This window comes from Anaerobacillus sp. QJM3NY_17, from assembly GCF_056173665.1.
In genome coordinates this window covers 3,265,776-3,288,988 of record NZ_CM149685.1, presented here as the reverse complement: position 1 = coordinate 3,288,988, position 23,213 = coordinate 3,265,776, and the positions used below count along the sequence as shown (strand labels likewise).

Here is a 23,213-nt window from a genome sequence, read left to right as displayed (position 1 = left end):
TTTTTGTATACAATTTTATATAAAATGTATACAAAATATAAAAAAACGTGTACACTCAAAATAAGAAATGAAAGCGCTGTAAAAAAAGGAGAGATTAAGATGAATGAAAATATAGGATTTATTGGATTAGGAATTATGGGTAAACCGATGGTGAAAAATTTAGTGAAGTCAGGTGCAAAAGTAACTGTCTTTGATATTAATGAAACAGCTGTACAAGAATGTGTTGTATTTGGGGCAAATGGTGCTCTATCACCAAAAGAAGTTGCTAAAGAGAGCTCAATTATCTTCACGATGCTTCCTAATTCCAACCACGTAAAATCCGTTATTACAAATGAAAGCGGAATCATTCAGGGAGCAAAAGAAGGAACTGTCGTCGTAGATATGAGTTCCATTTCTCCTGTTGTGTCTGAAGAGTTGGCAAATGAATTGAATAACTATGGTGTTCATATGCTCGATGCACCTGTAAGCGGAGGGGAGCCAAAAGCGATTGATGGTACATTGGCCATTATGGTTGGTGGGGAAGAGAAAGTATTTGAGAGAGTACTGCCTGTCCTACAAGTTCTTGGTAAAGATATTACGTTAGTTGGTGGGAATGGTTGCGGTGCTACAGCTAAATTAGCAAATCAGATTATCGTTAACGTAAATATAGCGGCTATGTCTGAAGCACTTGTACTAGCTACCAAAGCAGGAATCGATATAGAAAAAATGTATCATGCGATTCGTGGTGGACTTGCTGGTAGTGCGGTACTAGATGCGAAAGTCCCTCTCATTTTAGAAAGAAACTTCGTAGCGGGTGGTCGCATTGACATTAATATGAAGGATTTAACAAACGTGATGGAAACAGCACATGAAATAGGCGTTCCACTCCCACTTTCAAGTCAAGTTCTTGAAATGTTTAGTGCTCTTAAAGGAGATGGAAAAGCTGGTGATGATCACGGTGGACTAGTGCAGTATTATGAGCGTTTGGCAAATACAGTTGTAATAAAGGATGTGAAGGAGCATGTCTAACCAGCTAGTAATAGAAGAGCTTCCGAAATTAAAATCAATTGATTACGAGTCCATTTCTGATCTTTGGAAGAAAGAGAGATCTGATTTTAACCATCAGATTGTTGTACTAGATGATGATCCTACTGGAGTACAGACTGTTCATGGGGTGTCCGTCTATACAGATTGGACAGAACAGACAATCAAACAAGGATTTGAAGAAGATACTAGTATATTTTTCATTCTAACGAACTCCCGGGCATTGTCAGAAAATGACACAGAAATTCTTCATCGAACGATTGCAGAACGTGTTAGCCACGTTGCGAGTAATCTAAATAAATCTTATCTCATTATTAGTAGAGGGGATTCGACTTTACGAGGGCACTATCCACTTGAGACAGAAGTGATGAAAGACCGTATTGAGGAGAGCGATAAACCGATAGACGGTGAAGTGATTATCCCGTTTTTTAAAGAAGGCGGGCGCTTGACAATCCATAATGTTCACTATGTTCAAAATGAGAGCGTCCTCATTCCAGCAGGTGAAACGGAATTTGCGAAAGATCGCACATTTGGTTTTAAATCAAGCAACTTAACAGAGTGGGTTGAAGAAAAAACATCTGGAAGGTTTAAGAAAGAGGACGTTCAGACGATCTCTCTAGAAGATATTCGTGAACTACGAATAGATAGAATGGTAGAGCAATTATCAGCCGTGACTGATTTTGGGAAAGTGGTCGTTAATGCTGTGGAAGAAGAAGATATTAAGGTATTCACGATTGCCCTAATGAAGGCTATGAAAAATGGAAAACGCTTTATCTTCAGAACGGCAGCCACATTCACAAAAATAATTGGTGATATTCCAACAAAGCCACTTCTTACAAAGGAACAATTAATTGCGGAAAACGCTACGACTGGAGGACTTATTGTTGTGGGTTCTCACGTACAGAAATCTACTGATCAACTTAATGCTTTAAAAGAACTCTCTCAAGTTCACGCCATTGAATTTGACTGCCACCTTGTTTTGGAAGCTGAAGCGTTTAAATCCGAAGTAAAGCGTGTTAGGAAAGAAGCTGAAGCAAAGATTGCAGAAGGAACAACGGTTGTGATCTATACGAGACGAGAACGGTTAGACCTTGGTGATGGAATGAAGGAAGAGGAGCTTAAACTTTCAGTTGAGATATCAAATGCTGTAACGAGTATTGTAAGAGATTTCTCCATTGCACCTAAATATGTTATTGCGAAGGGCGGCATTACGTCTAGTGATGTTGGAACAAATGGTCTCCAAGTGAAGAGAGCCACAGTTCTAGGACAAGCGGCGCCCGGTATTCCTGTTTGGGAAACAGATGAAGAGAGCAAATTTCCTCACCTTCCTTACATTATTTTCCCTGGAAATGTTGGGGCGGTTACAACGCTGAGAGACATTGTTCAGAATATAGAGACTGTATAACCTTTAAGGAGTTGACATGATGGTAACTGGCAACATGCTTATTTTAATCTTTCTACTTTCTCTCGTTGCTTTGTTTGTTCTTATTTTAAAATTTAAGCTTGAGCCTTTTCTTGCACTGATTGGTGTAGCATTCGGAACAGCGCTAATCATTGGAATCCCTATTATTGAGATTCCCGGCATTATCACGAGCGGTTTTGGTAATACTCTTGCTGGCGTTGGAATTCTAATTGGACTTGGTGTAATTTTTGGACAGTTTCTAGCTTCTTCAGGGGCCGTAGAGAAAATTGCCCAATCTGTACTTAAAGTTTTTGGAGCAAAAAAATCAGCAGCTGGTCTGGCTCTTACCGGGACCGCTGTATCAATTCCAGTTTATTTTGATGCCGCATTTGTTATCCTAACGGGATTAATCAAAAGTTTATCAAGAAAAACGGGTATTTCAATTGTGACGTTTGTAACAGCGCTTGGTGTAGGGCTGATTGTGTCGCACAGCATGATTGCTCCTACGCCCGGGCCACTCGTTGTTGCTGAAAATACTGGTTCAGATTTAGGACTATTTATCATATATGGATTAGTTTGCGCGATCCCTGCAACATTAGTAGGCGGCTATTTCTACGGAATGTTTATTGGAAAGCGCGTTCAGTCGAAACCTGATGATGAGGCTGAACAAGAAGTCGCAGTAGCAAGAGAAGAACCGTCAAAGGAAATTAGTACAGGATTAGCTTACGCGATGCTAGTCCTACCAATCGCTCTCATTTTAGCGAATACTGTTTCACAGCTACTGGTTCCAGGAACAACTTTTGCTTCAGCACTTGCTTTTGTTGGAGATAAAAACATGGCGCTGTTTATAAGTGTAATCGTTGCCATTTTAGTATTAACGCCTTATATAAATGCACCAAAACAATCTCTGTACACGGAAGCCATTAATTCGGCAGGTGTCATTCTCCTTATTACTGGTGCCGGTGGTGCTTTTGGAGCTGTCATCAATCAAAGTGGGATAGGAGACCATTTAATTCAAACGATGCAGAACTGGAGTATTCCTGCTCTATTGCTAGCCTTTATTTTCTCTCAAATCCTACGAGCTTCATTAGGTTCAACAACCGTGGCGCTTGTCACCACTTCAAGTATTCTAGGACCGCTGGCTCTTGACCTTGGCGTTTCACCTGTCTTATTAGGTCTTGCGATTTGTGCCGGAGGGGTTGGACTTTCGCTTCCTAACGATTCTGGATTCTGGGTCGTTAGTCGATTCGGTAAATTGACCGTATCTGAGACAATTAAAGCGTGGACAATTGGAGGTTTTATAGCAGGATTAAGCGCATTTGGAATGGTATATCTTCTTAGTTTATTCTCCGGCATTTTACCGGGTATTTAAGCAGGGCACTTGCCCTGCTTTTTGAACTGATATCAATTGCTTTGACTTTATCGTAAAGTAGTGATTGCTTCACTAATAGGAACTTTATTCATTAATGTGAGTGAAAAACAGTTGATAGAATTTACTCATTTCATAGTGAAATGTTGAACTGCTATTATTTCAATTTTCTAAAAACCAGTTGACACTCAATAAGAAACCGCTTACAATAAAGTCAATCAAAGCTTCTACGTAAACGATTAAATGAGTCGTTCTTCTTCGATAATGAACCAATTAAGTGAATAATCAAGGAACATTCATTTTTTTTACTAGAAAAAGTAATCGATTACGTAAACGATTAATTATAGGTGAGGAGAGATTATGGAGACGAAACTTAGAGCGTTACCTAGAAGAAATGTCCGTAGTGTCCCAAAGGTCAACAGCTCCTGGAAAAAGGTTTTACATAACTATGAATTGTACTTATTTCTACTTCCTACGTTAATTTACTTCATTGTCTTCCACTATGTCCCTATGTACGGTGTCCTCATTGCGTTTCAAGATTATATGCCCACATTGGGGGTTTCAGGAAGTCCCTGGGTTGGTTTTGAGCACTTTGAACGTTTCTTCAATTCCTTTCAGTTCTGGACTCTGTTAGAGAACACCCTCGAGCTCAGTGTGCTGCAATTATTATTTGGCTTTCCGTTACCGATCATGGTTGCTCTTCTTTTAAATCAGTTAAGAAATCAGCGTTACAAAAAATTCGTTCAAACTGTTATCTATGCTCCTCACTTTATTTCGGTCGTTGTTCTTGTAGGTATGGTGTATGTTTTCTTCTCACCGAACGGTTTAATAAACAATTTCCTCATGATTTTTGGTGCCGAACCTGTTCATTTTATGTCACAGGCAGGTTGGTTTAAACCACTCTACATTTCTTCAGGCTTGTGGCAGGAGACAGGGTGGGCAGCGATCATTTATCTTGCAGCGTTAGCTGGTGTTAGTCCAGAAGTTCATGAAGCAGCAATTATGGATGGAGCAAATAAATGGCAGAGGATCCTTCATGTCGATATTCCAGCGATTTTGCCTACCGCGATGATTTTATTAGTTCTATCGGTAGGAAATCTAATGAACATCGGATTTGAGAAAGCGTATTTAATGCAAACTCCGTTGAATGTCTCAGCAGGAGAGATTATCCCAACTTATGTGTATAAAGTAGGTTTACAGAGTGCTCAGTACAGTTTTGCGGCAGCGGTTGGATTGTTTAACGCAGTGATTAACTTTATCTTATTGTGGGCAGTTAATAGGGCTGCCAAGAAATTATCCGGTTCAGGGCTATGGTAAGGGGGAGTAAGTTATGACTCAATTTGTGATGAATCGTTCGAAATTATGGTCAAGAAAATCGAAAGAGGATAAGATATTTGATCTCATCAACTTCCTCTTTCTTACGACACTCTCACTCGTCGTTTTGTACCCGCTGTATTTTATTATCATCGCTTCGATTAGTAACCCTGATAGCGTCTACAATGGCGATGTATGGTTTTGGCCTCAGGGAATCACCTTTGAAGGATATGAACGAATCTTTCAAGATAATCGGATTTGGACAGGTTATAAAAATACGGTGCTGTACACCGTCGTTGGAACATTAGTGAATGTTACGTTAACCCTCATGGCAGCTTATGCGCTCTCGAGAAAAGATTTAGTAGGTAGAAATTTCTTCATGATTCTGTTTGTTTTCACCATGTTTTTCTCAGGGGGATTAATCCCAACTTATTTAGTCGTTAAAAACCTTGGTATGGTAGATACGATGTGGGCCCTCATTATTCCAAAGGCGGTTGCGGTTTGGAACCTGATTGTGGCAAGAACGTTCTTTCAGTCGACGATTCCAGACGAATTGTTAGAATCAGCCAAAATGGATGGGTGCTCAAATACGAAATTCTTCTTAAAGATCGTGTTACCACTGTCGAAACCGATTATCGCTGTAATGGTATTGTTTTATGCCGTTACACATTGGAACTCGTTCTTTGATGCTTTAATTTATCTAAATAATGAAGACAAATATCCGTTACAGCTAATCTTAAGATCAATCCTTATTCAAAATGAAGCTTCTGCCAGTATGGTTGGCGATGTTGAATCGTTTGCTGCTCAGCAAAGAATTGCTGATTTAATCAAATATGGTGTCATTATTGTTGCTGCTATACCGCTGTTAATTCTATATCCTTTCATACAGAAGTATTTCGTAAAGGGAGCTTTAATTGGAAGTATTAAAGGTTAACCATTTGCTTTACTTCATTATTAGGAGGTGGATCGCCGATCAAATGGCTTTACTGAAATTGCTTGTGATTGCCGTAAATTAAAACCATTCGGGGGGAATTTAGTGATGGGTAAACGAAAAAGTTGGTCTTTTCCTTTCATATGTTTGTTACTCTGTTTCATTCTTGTATTAAGTGCTTGCTCTTCTAAAGATAGTAGTTCTGATGGGAAAGCCGAATCGGCTGATTTCAATAAAGAAGGGCTTCCAATTGTAGATGATCAAGTCACCCTGGAATTTGTATCACCAAAAGCACCGCTCGCACCGAAATACGACAAGATGGAAATTTTCAATACGTTAGAAGATATGACGAATGTAAAAATTGAATGGAGTAATATTCCGGATGATGGTTATGAAGAAAAGAAAAACTTGATGCTCGCAAGTGGTGACTTGCCTGACGCTTTTTATTCAGCGAAATTTACGGATTTGGACATTGTGAAGTATGGACAGAATGGCACGCTCATTCCACTAGAGGATTTAATTGAAGAGCATGCGCCTAATATTCAAAAGTTGTTTGAGAAGAGGCCAGAACTTAAGAGCATGGTAACTGCTCCTGATGGACATATTTATACGCTGCCTCGTGCTGAGGAAGCTGGACTTGGAGCTGTACCAAACTTTATGACGATTAATAAATCCTGGTTAGACGAGTTAGGATTGGAAATGCCAACGACTCTTGACGAGTATCACGATGTTCTAGTTGCTTTCAAAGAGAAAGATCCAAATGGAAATGGTAAGCAGGATGAAGTTCCTTTAAGTTTTATGTTCAACTTCTGGACTGGAAACTTCGGCGATATGTTTGCAGCATTTAATATGCCAGATAACGTTGATCATCGCATTGTAAGAGATGGAGAAGTGATCTATACAGCTGTTCAACCGGAATATAAAGAAGCCATAGACTATTATCATCAGTGGATGGAAGAAGGCTTGATTGATAAAGAATCATTTACTCAAGATGTCTCTCAGTACTTTGCTAAAGGGAAAAACGAAAAATATGGTTCTTATATTTGGTGGGAATCGGAAGAAGTAGTCGGTCCAGAATTGAAAGATGATTATGTCCTCTTACCACCGTTTGAAGGTCCGAATGGAGATCAAGTTGTTGGGCGATCCAACTACTCAGACTACTCTCGTGGAGAGTTTGCGATCACTTCCGCAAATGCAAATCCAGAAATCACGATGCGTTGGGTAGATCAGTTATATGAAACACAAATGTCAGCTCAAATTAACTGGGGGCCAATTGGTACCATTTTTGAAGAAAAGGATGGAAAACTCGTATTGAAAGAACAACCCGATGATGTGGTGATGGGTGAATTAAGACAAAAGGTAGCACCAAATGGACCAGTAGCCATTTTGAAAGAAGACTTTGAGGAATCTGTTGAAATGGAACCGCGTGCAAAACAGCGTTTGGAAGATTTGAATTCGATCTATGCGCCTTTTCTTGAAGAAGAGAATTACCCGCAAATCTTCTTTAGTCCTGATGAACTAGATGAAATTAATCGTCTAGAAGTAGATATTAAAGAATTTACGAATCAGAAGAAAGCTCAGTGGCTAATGGAAGGCGGCGTAAACGAGGAGTGGGATAGCTACAATAAGCAGCTTGAAGACATGGGTCTAAGTCGCTTAATGGAAATATACCAAGATGGATTGGATCGCTTTAAAAAGAATCAGTAGAAAATAGAATAGGCATGATGAAGAAAGTTAGAACATGATTGAGATGTTCTAACTTTCTTTACAAACTGGGAGTGTTAAATATGTTGAATGTTGAGTTGGAAAAATCACTGATAGCTTATTGGGGATTCTCTGAAGGAGAAGGGAAGCACGTCCATGACGGCTCTCGTACAAATCCTATTCACTATGTGTTTAATGATCGTTCCGATTCACCTGTTCATGAAACTCAGTGGCGAAAAGGAATCAACAACCACGCACTTTTATTTGATGGCTATTCAACATGGGTTGAAAGTAAAGAAGGGGTCCCTACAATTGAACAAGCGTTTACCATTGAGGCATGGCTAGCCCCACGTTCATTCGGCGGGATTGAGGATGAACGGTTAACAGGTATTGTTAATCAACATAACAGAAAGATGAATCGAGGGTTTATCCTTGGTGTTCATCGCCATGGGAAATGGTCATTACAACTTGGTGTAGAAGATGAGTGGATCGAAGTTTGGGCAGATAATTGTCCATTACCAAAGTTGAAGTGGTCTCATCTTGCAGCAAGCTTTAACGGTAAAGAAGGGCGTATTCAATTGTATCTTAATGGTGAAAAAGTCGCTGAGAAAACAATCGCTCAAAACGTTTCTATGACGGTGAGTCATGATGCGCTCTTGATAGGTAAAAGCAATGATGCGCTTACGATTGAAAGCGTGTTTTCATTGAATATGTTCAGTGGTTTAATCGATGATATTAAGATTTATAATCGAGCATTAAATGACTCGGAAATAAAAACGAGCTTCACTAACTATCTATTACCTTATAAAGGAGAGATTCCACACCTACCTTATGAAGAAATTGCGATCGATCGAAACATTTATGATCATGACCCATTCCGACCTAAGTTTCATTTAACACCACCGGGTCACTGGATGAATGAACCACATGCGCCACTTTATTTCAAAGGGAAATACCATCTGTTTTATCAGCATAATCCACAGGGCCCTTATTGGGGTAACATCCAGTGGGGACATTGGGTGAGTGATGATCTCGTGTATTGGCGCGATTTACCTATTGCCATTGAAACGGAAGCGGATGATTTAGCTCCGGACGGGATTTGGTCAGGAAACGCCGCTTATGATGAAGATGGATTACCCGTTTTGTACTTTACAGCAGGTCATTCATCAAAGAAGCCAAATCAGATGACAGGTCTTGCAAGAAGTACGTTTAGGGAAGATCAAGATATCGATTTAAAGAAATGGAGAAAGCATCCCGTTCCCGTAACGGTTCAGCCTAAAGGATTGGGCTTGCATCATGATGGGTTTCGAGATCCTTTTGTATGGAAAGAAGAAGACCTCTGGTACCAAATTGTTGGGACTGGTATAGAGGGGGTGTGTGGAGCAGCCATTATATTTACTTCTGATAACTTAGTAGATTGGGAATGTAAAGGCCTTCTATATGATGATAAGGATCAAGAGTTTCCTTTCCTAGGTGAAGTGTGGGAACTGCCGATTTTACTTCCGCTTGGCGAGGGAAAGCATCTATTTATTATTAGTCCTGTTGGAAGAAATGCTGATGTAGAAGTGTTTTATTGGATTGGGACATGGGATAAACAGGGTTATCGCTTTATACCAGATCAGAAAAAACCGCAGCTCATTGATGTAGGCGATTTTCATTTCACAGGACCAAGTGCCATGATTGATCCAAAAACCGGTCGTTTGCTTTTGTTTACAATCGCCCAGGGAAGGCGTTCGCTTAAAGCTGAATATGAAGCAGGATGGGCACATAATGGAGGTCTTCCTCTGCAACTATGGTTACGAGACGATGGAAGATTAGGCGTTAAACCGATCGAAGAATTAATAAAGCTTCGCAAGAAAAAACTTGTTTCATTAGAGAATCAATCTGTTGAAGAGAGCAATGATATCTTAGCTAATGTGAAAGGAAATATGCTTGAAATCTGTGTTGAATTTCAAGATGCGGTTGCGAGTGAATATGGTGTAAAGGTTTTAAAGTCTGATCGTGGGAATGTCGAAACGCTCCTATACTATAACCGTCAAGAAGAGACGTTGAATGTTAAAAAGAAAACAAATGATTCAAACCTGGTCCAATCTCAAGGTGGGGAACTTCTACTAAATGGAGAACAGTTAAAGCTTCATATTTACGTCGATTGTTCCATCATAGAGTGCTATGCCAATGAATTAAAAAGTATAACGACGAGAGCATACCCTGAGATTGAAGCACTAGGTATAGCGGTGTGGGCGAATGATCACATAAAAGTGAAGTCGATGGAAGTTTGGGAGATGGGGCCTGGATTTTAAGACTTTTTGTCCTTGAGTCATATTGATGAAAGCTAGTCACCTTAGTTGCCCGAATGGATAAGTCACTTATTTTGAAGGGAGCTTTACAAACTCATGTTCAATCGCTGTAGGTTGAAAGTGGTTTCTCTGACTGTCTTATTAGTAATCAGTAGCCTTATGCCAATCAGTATTTCGAACCCTGTTCAAGCTCAAACGACCATTACAAATCCAAGTTTTGAAACTGGAGATTTAACCGGGTGGACAATTATAAGCGGTAATGCATTCAATGAGAAAGATGTGACAGATGAATCGCAGTATTGGGATAAGCAAACGTTTGATCAAAAGAACTTCTGGCATATATGGGGAGGGCGGGGAGACGACACTAAAGTTGGGATCATGCAGTCTGAAACCTTTACTCTTGGTGGAGATGGTCAGATTGATTTTCTTACAGGGGGAGATTCGGACGCGGATCACTTATCGATCTCTCTCGTTAGAGAATCAGACGGAGAAGAATTAATGAAGGAAACAGGGACTGGGACAGATACATATTCCAAGAAGAGTTGGGATGCCTCAGCTCATATAGGCACAGTTGTTAGGATTAAAGTTGTTGATTCAACGACAACGGGGCATATCAATCTTGATGATGTGAATGTTCCTGCGACCCCTTCTTTACATGACCATGTGGAGCCTTCTATTTATAATCATGATTTCGAATATACGGCACTAACTCCGTACGAAATAAGGGGATGGGAAATTGTAAGCGGAGATGCATTTGGCCCAGAAAGCCTTGTTCATGAAGATGAATGGAGTGAAGGCGATGAATTTTTGCATGAGGGGCGCTACCATTTATGGAATTTTAACGATGGTGGAGACGATCAAGTAGGTGAGCTGCACTCAGAGCCATTTACGATCGATCAAAATGGCGGAATCGATTTTCTTATTGGAGGAGGGAATGACGATGAGAATCTATATGTTGCTCTCGTAAGAACTTCTGATGGAAAAGAGTTGCGAAAAGAAACCGGACGAGATACGGAAAAGTACCAGCGCGTTTATTGGGATGTTTCAGAATACATTGGTGAAGAAGTGGTTATCAAAATCGTCGATAATGCTAAAGGGGCGTTTGGACATATCAATGTTGATGACTTTCGAACAACCAATTCTCCTTTCACTGATGGGTTAATGGCTCACTGGAGTTTAGATGAAGGTACTGGTCAGGATACTGTAGAGCAAGTCACAGGAGAAACCAACTTAATTGATTACCATCTCAGTAAGGGAGTCTTTCAGGAAGCCAAGGATCCGCTGTGGAAAGACGGCATTTCAAACGGTTCTTTATTATTTGATGGGTACTCTACCTGGATTACGCATAGCCCTACGAAACTACCAGTGCCTAAAGAAGCGCTAACGGTTGAAGCCTGGGTAGCTCCAAGAAATTTTGAACATGGAGACGAAGGTCGGTTATCTGCAATCGTGAATCAGCATAACCGGGAAAAGAAAGAAGGATTCATACTAGGGAATTTCCGACATGGCACGTGGGGGTTACAGTTTGGTACTGGTGAGGATTGGCATGAAGTGATGTCAGATACACTACTCCCTTTAAATGAGTGGTCTTACATTGTCGCAACGTACGATAGCACCACTGGAGAAGCTGTTTTATACCAGAATGGTGAAAAGGTATCATCACGAAAATTTGATGCAGGATCTGCGATTGAACCGAGTGTAAGAGATTTATTGATCGGAAAAAACAATGATGGTATGTGGTTGTATGGCTTTGATTTAAATATGTTTAGTGGCCTTATGGATGAAGTGAAAATCTACAATCAAGCCTTGAGTTCTGGGAATGTGAAAGATTCCTACGAATCTTATGTAAGCGCTTTAAATGGTAATCTACCAACCGCTGATGTAAAAACCGATCGCAGTCTTTTAGCGGACGACCAACATCGGCCACAGTTTCATATGTCTCCTCCGAACCATTGGGGAAATGAACCAGGTGGTCCTATTTACTTTAATGGTCAATATCATGTGTTCTATCAGAGTAATCCTAGAGGTCCATACTGGAATCATATTCGCTGGGGGCATCTTGTAAGTGATGATATGGTTCATTGGAGAGATGTTGACGATGCCGTTATACCTGGGCGCTATGATGTTGATCCAGAGGGGGCGTGGGCAGGTGGTGCTGTTGTCGATGATAATGGTGTGCCTGTCATCTTTTACACAGCGGGTGATGATCGTGATCAGCCTAATCAGCGCATTAATTTAGCAAGAAGCACGTATTTGCAGGATGGGGATAACGATCTTAACCGTTGGGAAAAGAATTCAGAAGTGATTCTAGATCAAGAAGAAGGACAGGGGATCATGGGTGAATTTCGAGATCCTTACGTTTTTAAAGATGGTGATACCTGGTACATGTTAGTGACTTCTGGTAAAGAAGGAACTGATGATAAAGCCGTTGGAGGTACCGCACTTGTGTATTCTACAAAGGATGCCAGTTTTGAAGATTGGACCTTCGAAGGAGACTTATTCGTTGGAGATTATGGAACCTATCCAGAAACTGGACGGGTTTGGGAGCTGCCGATTTTGCTGCCATTAGGCGATAGCGGAAAACATATCTTCTTGATCAACCCTGCCAAAATGGAAAGGGAAGAGTATCAGTCGAGGTATACGTACTATTGGATTGGAACGTGGAATCCGGGTTCCGCTAAGTTCACCCCAGATAATGAAACCCCGCAATTACTCGATGTTGGAGACCATTTTACTGGACCAGCTGGAATGGTAACGCCTGATGGAAGAACCGTTATTCATAGTATTACGCAGGGAAGGCGTCCAGCAAACGACGATTATGATGCTGGCTATGCCCACAATTATGGTTTGCCAACAGAGGTTTTTTATCGAGATGATGGTAAGTTAGGGATGAAGCCGATCCAAGAGTTGAACGAATTACGTGGCGAGCAGCTTATTAATCTTACTTCTGACACCTCTATGGAAGAAGCAAATCAACTTCTTTCCGACATAGAAGGAGATATGCTTGAGATCCAGTTAGAACTAGACAATGGATCTGCTAATGAAGCGGGAATTAGCTTAAGACGTTCACCGAATGGCGAAGAGGAAACAATTGTGTATTACAAAGAAAGTAGTAAGGAGTTTTGGGTGAACCGAACGAAATCAAGTCTCGATCCAGATGTGGAAAAATGGTACCAAGGTGGAGAGGTAGATACTGATTCAGAGACGATCAATCTCCATGTATATGTGGATCGTTCTGAAATCAATGCCTATTTAAATGAACAAAAAGGGTTAACCACAAGAGCCTATCCGACAAGAGACGATGCGAAAGGTGTTCAGCTCTGGGCAAATGAGCAAAGTGAATCCGTCACCGTAAAATCATTACAGGTTTGGGAGATGAACTCTGCGTACGAAAAGGTGAATGCTACTGGGGTATCACTCCATCCAGAGTCGCTAGAGTTAATTGCTGGAAATACAGAACGATTAACACCTGAAGTGAAGCCGGCTCAAGCAACGAATAAAGAGGTGATCTGGACTTCAAGTAATCCAAGCGTTGCGACTGTTGTGAATGGAAAAGTTACGGCTCATTCAGAAGGTACTGCTACGATTAAAGCGGAAACAAGGGATGGAGGTCATACGGCAACGAGTGCGATTGCCGTCGTTGAAGAACCCCCTCATGATGAGTTAGTGAATCATGATTTTGAAGCTGGTAACTTAACGGGGTGGACTGTCATGGAAGGCGATGCCTTTAGCGATCTTGATGTCACGTCTGCTGATGATTGGGGGTGGGGAGGTCCATTTAATCAAAACGGAGCTTTTCATCTATACAGTGTTTATAACGGTGATGATGCCGAAATTGGAACGATACGTTCACAGAAATTCACGCTTGGAGGAAATGGACAAATTGATTTCCTCGTATCAGGTGGGAACGATATTTATAACCTTTACGTTGCACTAGTAAGAAGTTCAAATGGGAAAGAGTTAATGAAAGTAAGTGGGGGGAACCAGGAAGGCTATACCCGAGTTAAGTGGGATGCTTCTCATTACATTGGAGAGGATGTTTATCTAAAGGTTGTTGATCGTTCCAAAGGTTCATGGGGGCACATTAGTATTGATGATGTGAATGCTCCGGTAGAGCCTCCGAATAATGTAACGATAACGAACCCCGGTTTTGAAACGGGAGACTTGAGCGGGTGGACGGTTACCGGGGAGGCCTTTAGTGACCAGGATGTAACACAGGAGGATGAGTGGGAATGGGACTGTTGCTTCAATCATCAAGACGCCTATCACCTGTGGAATTTCAAGGATGGCGGAGACGCCGACATAGGTGAAATACAATCAGGGACCTTTACCCTCTATGGAAGTGGGTGGATTGACTTTTTGATTGGTGGGGGGAAGGATAGTGATCACTTATATGTTTCTCTCGTACGCGAGGCTGATGGGAAGGAGCTCTTTAAATCGACCGGTACAGAAAGTGAAAAGTATAAGAGAATCTACTGGGACGCTTCTTCCTATATAGGGGAAGAAGTATTCATCAAAGTGGTGGACAATGCTACCGGCGGATGGGGTCATATCAATGTTGATGATTTTCATGTGTTCAATTCAGAAGAAGACATTCTAACGAGTGAGCGGTATGAAAAATACCGTTCACAGTTTCACTATACTCCCGAAAAAAATTGGATGAATGACCCTAATGGGCTTGTTTATCATAATGGAGAATATCATGTGTTTTATCAGTATAATCCGACTGGCGTAACATGGGGGCCAATGAATTGGGGGCATGCGGTTAGTACGGATTTAGTAAATTGGGAAAGACTGCCGACTGCGCTAGAAGAAGATGAGAACGGATTTATATGGTCAGGTAGCGTTGTCGTAGATGAAGACAATACGGCCGGGTTTGGGAAAGACGCCATGGTGGCCATGTTTACGCATGAAAAAGGCGGAAATCAAAGTCAAAGTCTCGCTTACAGCAATGATAACGGTCGGTCGTGGCAGAAGTATGCTGGAAATCCCGTCCTCACAAACCTCGACCAATTCTCCGTTTTCAGAGATCCGAAAGTATTCTGGCATGAAGCATCCAATCAATGGGTGATGCTGCTTGCAGTGGAAGATCAATTTCAAAAGCAATTTGTTCGCATCTATCATTCGGAAAACATGAAAGATTGGACGTTTGCGAGCGACTTTGGTGAAAATCAAGGATCACATGAAGGAGTTTGGGAAGTGCCAGATCTTTTCCCATTGCCAGTGGATGATGATCTAAACAACACCAAATGGGTGATGCAGGTAAGTCTTAGTAAAGGTGCTCCTGCTGGTGGATCAGGTGTGCAATATTTTATTGGTGATTTTGATGGAGCGACCTTTCATAATGACAATCTAGCAAGTACCGTACTATATGCCGATCATGGGGCTGACTATTATGCGCCGCTAACTTTTAATCATGTACCTGATGGACGTCGAGTTGCGATGGGATGGATGAACAATTGGGAGTATGGTCAAGCGATTCCAACTTCTATTTGGCGAAGCAAAATGACAATCCCAAAGGAATTAAATTTGAAAAGCATTTCGAATTTAGGTGCTCGCCTCGTTCAAACTCCTGTCAGTGAGCTTCAGAGTTTAAGAGGGGAAGAAAATTATTGGACGAATGAAGTAGTGGTACCTGGTGAGAATCTATTATCTGATATGAAAGGAGATACGTTAGAAATTGTTGCTGAATTTCAAACAGATCAATCAACAGCGAAAGAATTTGGTTTTAAAGTTCGGGTAGGTCATGACGAATTCACAGAAGTTAGTTACAACATAGCAAATGCTACGTTATCTTTAGATCGTTCTATGTCTGGTGATACGAGTTTTAGTAGTTCTTTTGCTGCTAAGCACGAAGTAGTCATGTTGCCTTCGAATGAGTCAGTTACACTTCACTTATTTGTTGATCGTTCTTCTATCGAAGTGTTTGGAAATGATGGTGAGGTTGTGTTATCTAATCAAATCTTTCCTGAATTAACGAGTGATCAGGTAGAACTATATGCGATCGATGGTGAAGTAACTTTAAACTCTTTAGCTATCTATCAGTTAAATGGAGCCAGTATTATCAATACGAATTAAACTCGTTCTTAAAGTAATATATCCTCTTTATTTAACGTAGAAAGTTAATTGACAGCGCTTACTTTAATAACTATAATTAAAGTTATAATATACGTAATCGTTTACTTAAGCTCTTTGTAAGAGCTTCTTTTATAAAAAGTAACGTAATCGATTACGCGTCACGTGATTCGCAGTTTAAAAGGGCGAATAATCTGATAAGTAGGTGAATAGGATATGGGCACCGTTAAAGATGGAAGCAATATGCGTTCAAAAATGAAAGATGTCGCTCAAAAAGCAGGTGTCTCAACGGCCACCGTTTCTCACGTGATTAACGGAACGAGGTATGTTTCTGAAAATACGAAGAAAAAGGTCTATCAGGCTATGCGGGATCTTAACTACAGTCCGAACTTCGTAGCTAGAAGTCTTAGAAGCAGCAGTTCAAAAACGATCGGTTTGATTATTCCTGCTAAAGAAATGGATACCTCGGGCTTTTTCTTTATGTCAATTGCGCACAGCATTGAGAAAAAGCTTAAAGAAATTGGCTATCAGTTAATTTTAAGTAATTCAAACGAAGAAATCGAGAATGAGATTCAACAAATCAATATGTTCAAAAACCAAATGATTGATGGGTTAATTATGGCTCCAACCTACGGAGATCATAGCTATTTAAAAGAATTTGAAGATCAGTTACCCATTGTATTCATTGATCGAAAGCCAGAGGGGATTGATTGTGACTGTGTGCTTGTCGATAACTTCAAAGGCACGTATGAGGCGATGAATCATTTAATTCTAAAGGGGCACCAGAGAATAGGATATATATCCGGACCACTTGGACTAACGACTAGTGATGAACGACTTAGAGGATATAAACATGCTTTACGAGAAAACAATCTCCAGGTTGACGAATCAATGATCGTGATCGATGAAGCCTCATTGGAAGCTGGGAAAAATGCTATGGCGTTTTTACTGGAGCAATCCAAATGCACGGCAGTCATGATTGGGAACAATATTCTCACATTAGGTTCCGTTGTTACGTTAAATAAAAGCAAGATTCAAGTGCCTGAACAGATGGCGGTTATTGGTTATGATAATTATGAATGGACAGAAGCAACGAATCCCCCGTTAACCATTATTAAACAGCCTATTCATGAAATAGGGGAAAGGGCAGCAGAATTGTTGCTCGCTCGTTTAGATAATCCACAGAAAGAATCTTCCTGTGTGAGCTTGCCATCAAGCCTAGAAATACGAAATTCATGTTAAAAGTAGCAAGTGAGTATGTAAACGACGGGAGGAGAGTGAGTTGGGAAATCATAAATATAGGGTATTTTCTTTTTTAGAAAAAGCAGTAGATTTCCTCTTTCTCAGTTTCATCTGGGCGATCATGTGTGTTCCGATTATCACGATTTTTCCTTCAACAGCAGCTTTGTTCGGTGTGGTACGAACATGGCAACTTAAAAAAGGAGATGCAGGTGTTTTCATTACTTTCTTTAAGTTGTTTAAGGAGAATTTCAAACAAAGCTTTGGTTTATCCCTTATTTGGAGCTTAGTTGGACTTTCTTTATACCTAAATTTCCAAATCGTATCTTTATCTGGATCAGTGCTTGAAGTTGTGATTTTTATCGTAAGTGTCTTTCTAAGCATCATTTTTGTCCTTATGACTATATACTTATTTCCGATGATGGTTCACGTGAAAGCAAAGTGGCACGAACTGGTGCGAAATTCGTTTTTTCTTGTTGTAGCAAGTCCATATTCAACAATCATAATTGGGGTTGTTACCCTTGGGACAGTCTATTTCTTGTTAGATAACCCAGCAGGACTATTTTTTATCACAAGTACGTTAGCTTACTTTATTAGTTATTGGTTTCTTAAAGCAATTAGTAAACTACAAATTAATTAATGGTTTAGTTAAAAACTTTGTTGAAGGAAAGGGTGCTGAATATTGGGTGTTGAACAAGTCGTTCCTCGAAGCAACTATTCAGAGAAGCATAGACCTCAGTTTCATTTCACTCCAGAATCAAATTGGATGAACGACCCAAATGGGATGGTTTATTTTAACGGAGAATATCATTTATTCTATCAATATCATCCTTATAGTAGTGTTTGGGGACCGATGCATTGGGGACACGCAGTGAGTAAAGATTTGATTCACTGGGAGCATCTCCCTATTGCGTTAAAACCCGATCAAAACGGGGCTATTTTCTCGGGCAGTGCAGTTGTCGACTGGGATGATACAACTGGGTTCTTTAATGGGCAAAGTGGTCTCGTAGCAATCTTTACTCATGCGGATACATATCCTGGATCCGACAGACCACGCCAACGGCAGAGCCTAGCTTACAGCAGCGATAATGGGAGGAGCTGGACATTATATAAAGGGAATCCGGTCCTATCAGAACCTCGGATTCTAGATTTTCGAGATCCTAAAGTTTTTTGGCACAAAGAAACGAATCGTTGGGTGATGGTCATCGCTTCAGGGCAATCCATTAGTATCTATACGTCATTAAATTTAATTGACTGGGAGTTTGCCAGCACGTTTGGAGAGAAAGAAGGATCGCACCAGGGGGTATGGGAATGCCCTGATTTATTTAAACTACCAGTAGACCACGATCCATCCAAACAAAAGTGGGTATTACTCGTTAGCCTTGGCGACCATCCAGATGTCGATAGTGGTTCAAAAACACAATATTTCATTGGTGAATTTGATGGTAAAACGTTTCGAAACGATCATCATCCAGATCATGTGTGCTGGCTTGATCACGGGAGAGATAACTACGCAGGCGTAACGTGGTCAGATTTACCAGATCATGATGGGAGAAGGATTTTGATTGGATGGATGAGTAACTGGCGCTACGCGAATGAAACACCTACAGAAGGTTGGAGAAGCGCGATGACAATCCCTAGAGAGCTAGTTTTGAAATCCACAGTAGCTGGTGTCCTACTTACCCAACTGCCAGTTACAGAACTTAAGAATATTAAAGAGCCTCTTGTACTGTTGAAAGAACAAAAGGTAACATCAGGTGAAAATGTGCTAAGCGGTATTCATGAAAACACACTTGAAATAACCATTGATCTTAATCCCCGTTCATCAGAAATAGTAGGTTTAAAGGTCTTAAAGTCTGATAATGAAGAGACAGTCATCGAATATAATGCAAAAACAGATAGGCTAACTTTTGATCGAACTCGATCAGGAGATTCTTCTTTTCATTCCTCTTTTGCCTGTAAGCAGACAGTAAAGATGGACTCACTTCATGAGCGTTTGCAATTGACCGTATTAATTGATCGATCCTCCATTGAGATTTTTGGGAATAGTGGGGAAACGGTCGTTACAAATTTGGTGTTTCCTAAAGAGGATAGTAATGGTCTGGAGTTATACAGTAGCGATGAAATTTTTATTCATTCGATGGAGATAAATCGATTGAAATCAGTGTGGACTAATTCATAACTTGTATTTGGGAAATAGGAGAAAGACATGTACCTACTGATAAAGTTAAAAGGTCGAGTTTCCAATTGGAAACTCGACCTTTTAACTATGTTTTACTATTAAACGACTTAATAGAATTAGAGTGACGTCGTTTCGCTTTTCTTAAGCAAGTGAGCAACGTCTTCTGCTTTCAAATTTATAAACATGTTAATAACGAACAGGATGACACTTAAGACAAGAAGATTAGGAAAGATCATGAGAAGAACGGTTAGGGAAGTATTGCCTGCAAGGAAAAAAGATAGTCCAAGCATAAATAAAGGGAATGACACGTTATAAAGCCAGAAATGCAGTTTTGCTAAGAGCGTTTCACTAGCGTTAGGGAATAGAATATAGATAAAACCGAATAAGCCCATGGAAGCCCAACCTAATAGATTAATATGAGCATGAGCGCCTGCCAAACTGTGATCCCCCATCATCTCCATCACTAACCCCATACTAACTCCAATTAGGAAATAAAGAGCTGCCAATTTAAGAAACCATATCCCCATTCTCATTACCCCTCCCATACATGTTAGATAGCCCGTTTAAGTATATATCGCTAGAAGGAGGATTATGCCGAATATAACTGTTTGTTCCAAGAGCGAAGACCTTATCCGTCAATTATTTGTGAATATCCTTGTCTTTCTAAACTTTTTCACTTCTCATTTTGTTACAATAAAACCAACCAAAGCTAGCTTTCTTACAAGAAGATAAACTCTGAAAAAGGTAAGGTGTCAAAATGAACATGAAACAGAAATGTGCCAAAGCAGCTCTAGAATACATAACAGATGAAACCATCATCGGTCTTGGGGGCGGAAGTACAATTGGATATTTAATTGACTTTATTAAGGAAGAAAAGTTAAATGTAAAAGTCGTAACCCCATCTCTAAAAACAAAGCATCTATGCGTAAATCAGGGCCTGGAAGTGCTACCAACAAGTACCGTTGAGGAAGTAGATGTTGCATTTGATGGTTGTGATGAGGTTGATAAAAAGTTACATGCACTAAAGAGCGGCGGTGGTATTCACACGCAAGAAAAGCTCATTGCTCAAATGGCAAAGGACTATATCTTGCTCGTTGATGATTCTAAAGTTGTTCCGGAATTAAGTTATCAGCATCCAGTCGTACTGGAGATTTTGCAAGATTCACTTGCATTTGTACTAAAGAAAGTAGGAGAGATGGAAGGAAAGGCAGAAGTGCGTTCAAGTTCTGCGAAGGATGGATATACAGTTACCGATTATGGAAACTTTTTAATTGATGTTTGGTTTGAGAAAGGGCAGGAGAGTGTTCAACTTGAAAAACGCCTGAAAGAAATACCTGGTGTAATTGACGTCTCCCTTTTTGCGAGTGTTGTTACAAAAGCATTAGTGGCAAGTGAAGAGGGTATTTACGAGATTTCAAAATAAGATGATCTATTGCTAGTGCCTGTCACTTCTTACAAGTTAGTAAGGTAGTGACAGGCACTCTTTATTTTTGATTCTCAGTCCCCCACAAGTGCATCTGCTCTAAAATCGGCATCAACGTTTTGCCTTTTTCCGTAATCGAATATTCCACTTTTGGTGGGACGGTATTTTGTTGTTTTCGATCGATGAAACCTTCTTCTTCTAGTTCTTTTAACTGATGACTCATCACTTTATGTGTGACGCCTGGTAGTAACTGGCGTAATTCATTGTAGCGAAAACTCCCATCCACACAGAGGTGCCACAAAATCACCGTTTTCCATTTACCGCCGATTTTCTTTAATGTATATTCAATCGAGCATTTTAGTTTTCCGTTTTGATCCACTGGAGAATTCATGTTGGATCGACTCCTTTCTTACCTTTTGGTTAGTATCGCACAAAAAAGTGCGTTCTTACATGATCATTTTGTTCTCAGTATAATAAACGTATGTTGACAGAACATAATCACTAAGGAGGAGTTTAAAACTATGTTACCATATCCAAGAAGTTTTTCTCATATCGGACTATCGGTTCCAAACCTCGAAGAAGCTATTAAATTTTATAAGGAAGTATTCGGCTGGTATATTTTGATGGAGCCATCTGATGTGCACAATGATGATTCCCCGATTGGACAAATGTGCCGTGATGTCTTTGGAGACGATTGGGATACGTTCCGAATTGCTCACTTATCAACCGGAGATAAAATTGGCGTCGAAATGTTTGAGTTCCCGGAAAATGAAACGCCAGAAAATAACTTCGAATACTGGAAAACAGGTATTTTCCACTTCTGTATCCAGGACCCTGATATTGAAGGAATCGTTGAGAAAATTAAGCAGCACGGCGGGAAACAGCGTATGCCGATCCGCGAATACTATCCAAATGAAAAGCCATTTAGAATGGTGTATGTGGAAGATCCGTTCGGCAATATTTTCGAGATCTATTCTCATAGCTATGAACTGACTTATTCGGAGGGTGCTTATTAATTAGAATGAAGAAGAACCAAGAGACTTATTCTCTTGGTTCTTTTTTCATATGTTAAATACCTACGTAGTCAAAAGAAGAGAAAAATAGAGGAATGAATTGAAATCAATAAGTTTATTTAAGGAGAAGGGTTTCTTTCGTGATTTTACTTTAATGCTTGATCCAGCGTTCCAAGATTTCTACGCATTAAGCTAAAATAATCTTCTTTGTTATTAATATCATCCTCAGTAAGAACAGATAAATTGTGAAGACGAAGTGCTTTTGCTCCAATTTCGGACTGGAGGCTTTGTGCCACCTTAGGGGTAACGTTTTGTTCGAACAATACATAATCCAGATTTTTCTCCTTAGCCGTATGAATAATTTCTTCAAGCGCTTTTTGAGATGGCTCATTTGACGGAGAAAGCCCGGAAATCGCAATTTGATGAATGCTATAACGGTTTTCCCAATACCCATAAGCAGCATGAGAAACAATCATTTCAGGATGATCTTTGGAATCTACTAAACGAGCAAACTCTTTATCCAGTTCAGTTAAATCGTTTTTAACTTTTTGAAAGTTGGCTTCGAAATCCTCTTTTGCATCTGGCTTAAGTTCAATTAATGTCTCTTTAATGTTTTCCGCCATTCCTATCGCCTTATTAGGGTCAAGCCATACGTGAGGATCTTGATCTCCATGGTCATGCTCATCCGAATGTTCCTCTTTAGAGTGCTCTTTGTGTTCTTCTTCCGAATGCTCGTCATGTTCATCACTATGTTCTAAGGTTTCAATTCCAGATGAAGCTTCAACAATCTCTACATCACCTACCGAATTAGCAATAGCTTCAGCATAGCTTTCCATTCCTAACCCGTTATAGATAAATGCATCTGCTTCAGCAATCTTAATCATCGTTTGTGTCGTTGGTTCGTAAGTATGGGCATCAGATCCAGGTGGTAAAATCGAGACAACTTCAACATATTCCCCACCTATTTTCCTTGTGAAATCCTCAATAGGAAATAGCGTTGTATAAATACTTAGTTTTGTTTTTTCACTACTTTCATTAGTAGCAGTTGTACTTGTTTCTTTTCCAACACACGCAGCTAAGACCAAGACAGTCATCAAACATAATAAAATTTTCCCGTATTTTAAATTCAAAATATTCCCTCCCTCGTAAAATTCTATTTTTAATATTATCGTAATGATTTCGATTTGTAAATCAAAATCATTACGTTTTGTGTTAAGATATTTTAGAGTCGAATGGATAGG

Annotated in this window: 16 protein-coding genes; 13 read left to right on the top strand and 3 right to left on the bottom strand. The window is 40.1% G+C overall.

Features of this window, described 5'->3' with window-relative positions; translation table 11 throughout:
- The first annotated feature begins 99 nt into the window (after positions 1 to 99).
- The 11 genes from garR to AC0VYV_RS17040 all read left to right on the top strand — a co-directional run bounded on the left by garR (position 100) and on the right by AC0VYV_RS17040 (position 19,536).
- Positions 100 to 1,008: a 2-hydroxy-3-oxopropionate reductase gene (garR, locus tag AC0VYV_RS17090; RefSeq protein ID WP_475374009.1), complete on the top strand. Its 909-nt coding sequence runs from the start codon at positions 100 to 102 to the stop codon at positions 1,006 to 1,008.
- Entirely contained in the window at positions 1,001 to 2,428 is a 1,428-nt protein-coding gene (locus tag AC0VYV_RS17085) for a four-carbon acid sugar kinase family protein (protein ID WP_475372809.1), read from the top strand. Before garR ends, AC0VYV_RS17085 begins: the two co-directional genes overlap by 8 nt.
- A 19-nt stretch (positions 2,429 to 2,447) precedes the next feature.
- Positions 2,448 to 3,797, top strand: a complete 1,350-nt coding sequence (locus AC0VYV_RS17080) for a GntP family permease (RefSeq protein ID WP_475374008.1) — start codon at positions 2,448 to 2,450, stop codon at positions 3,795 to 3,797.
- Between the two features lie 357 nt (positions 3,798 to 4,154).
- The gene (locus AC0VYV_RS17075) at positions 4,155 to 5,111 is read left to right on the top strand and encodes an ABC transporter permease (protein WP_394176328.1); all 957 of its coding nucleotides are present in this window, start codon (positions 4,155 to 4,157) and stop codon (positions 5,109 to 5,111) included.
- Positions 5,112 to 5,124: 13 nt separating this feature from the next.
- Positions 5,125 to 6,042: a carbohydrate ABC transporter permease gene (locus AC0VYV_RS17070; RefSeq protein WP_404681227.1), complete on the top strand. Its 918-nt coding sequence runs from the start codon at positions 5,125 to 5,127 to the stop codon at positions 6,040 to 6,042.
- Positions 6,043 to 6,147: 105 nt separating this feature from the next.
- Positions 6,148 to 7,746, top strand: coding sequence for an ABC transporter substrate-binding protein (locus AC0VYV_RS17065; protein ID WP_475367851.1), 1,599 nt, complete (start codon positions 6,148 to 6,150; stop codon positions 7,744 to 7,746).
- A gap of 80 nt (positions 7,747 to 7,826) precedes the next feature.
- Entirely contained in the window at positions 7,827 to 10,043 is a 2,217-nt protein-coding gene (locus tag AC0VYV_RS17060; protein ID WP_475374007.1) for a LamG-like jellyroll fold domain-containing protein, read from the top strand.
- A gap of 93 nt (positions 10,044 to 10,136) precedes the next feature.
- Positions 10,137 to 16,118 carry a GH32 C-terminal domain-containing protein gene (locus AC0VYV_RS17055; RefSeq protein WP_475374006.1) on the top strand — a complete coding sequence of 1,994 codons (5,982 nt, stop codon included), beginning with the start codon at positions 10,137 to 10,139 and terminating at the stop codon, positions 16,116 to 16,118.
- 213 nt (positions 16,119 to 16,331) lie between these two features.
- A complete protein-coding gene (locus tag AC0VYV_RS17050; protein WP_475372804.1) occupies positions 16,332 to 17,357 on the top strand; it encodes a LacI family DNA-binding transcriptional regulator in 1,026 nt (341 codons plus the stop codon).
- 40 nt (positions 17,358 to 17,397) lie between these two features.
- Positions 17,398 to 17,994 carry a YesL family protein gene (locus AC0VYV_RS17045; protein ID WP_430241640.1) on the top strand — a complete coding sequence of 199 codons (597 nt, stop codon included), beginning with the start codon at positions 17,398 to 17,400 and terminating at the stop codon, positions 17,992 to 17,994.
- 42 nt (positions 17,995 to 18,036) lie between these two features.
- Positions 18,037 to 19,536: a glycoside hydrolase family 32 protein gene (locus tag AC0VYV_RS17040; RefSeq protein ID WP_475372802.1), complete on the top strand. Its 1,500-nt coding sequence runs from the start codon at positions 18,037 to 18,039 to the stop codon at positions 19,534 to 19,536.
- A 116-nt stretch (positions 19,537 to 19,652) separates the two neighbouring features.
- Here AC0VYV_RS17040 and AC0VYV_RS17035 read toward each other — a convergent pair whose 3' ends face one another.
- Positions 19,653 to 20,063, bottom strand: a complete 411-nt coding sequence (locus AC0VYV_RS17035) for a cytochrome-c oxidase (RefSeq protein ID WP_475372801.1) — start codon at positions 20,061 to 20,063, stop codon at positions 19,653 to 19,655.
- Positions 20,064 to 20,299: 236 nt separating this feature from the next.
- Here AC0VYV_RS17035 and rpiA point away from each other — a divergent pair, with 236 nt between their 5' ends.
- Positions 20,300 to 20,959, top strand: coding sequence for a ribose 5-phosphate isomerase A (gene rpiA, locus AC0VYV_RS17030; protein ID WP_475374005.1), 660 nt, complete (start codon positions 20,300 to 20,302; stop codon positions 20,957 to 20,959).
- A 61-nt stretch (positions 20,960 to 21,020) separates the two neighbouring features.
- On the opposite strand, the gene AC0VYV_RS17025 is transcribed toward rpiA, so the two are convergent.
- Positions 21,021 to 21,350: a winged helix-turn-helix transcriptional regulator gene (locus AC0VYV_RS17025; RefSeq protein ID WP_430241802.1), complete on the bottom strand. Its 330-nt coding sequence runs from the start codon at positions 21,348 to 21,350 to the stop codon at positions 21,021 to 21,023.
- A gap of 130 nt (positions 21,351 to 21,480) precedes the next feature.
- Here AC0VYV_RS17025 and AC0VYV_RS17020 point away from each other — a divergent pair, with 130 nt between their 5' ends.
- The gene (locus AC0VYV_RS17020) at positions 21,481 to 21,975 is read left to right on the top strand and encodes a lactoylglutathione lyase family protein (protein ID WP_194219131.1); all 495 of its coding nucleotides are present in this window, start codon (positions 21,481 to 21,483) and stop codon (positions 21,973 to 21,975) included.
- A gap of 143 nt (positions 21,976 to 22,118) precedes the next feature.
- Here the strand turns inward: AC0VYV_RS17020 and AC0VYV_RS17015 are convergent, their stop codons facing one another.
- Entirely contained in the window at positions 22,119 to 23,102 is a 984-nt protein-coding gene (locus tag AC0VYV_RS17015; protein ID WP_475372799.1) for a metal ABC transporter solute-binding protein, Zn/Mn family, read from the bottom strand.
- Positions 23,103 to 23,213: the final 111 nt, after the last annotated feature.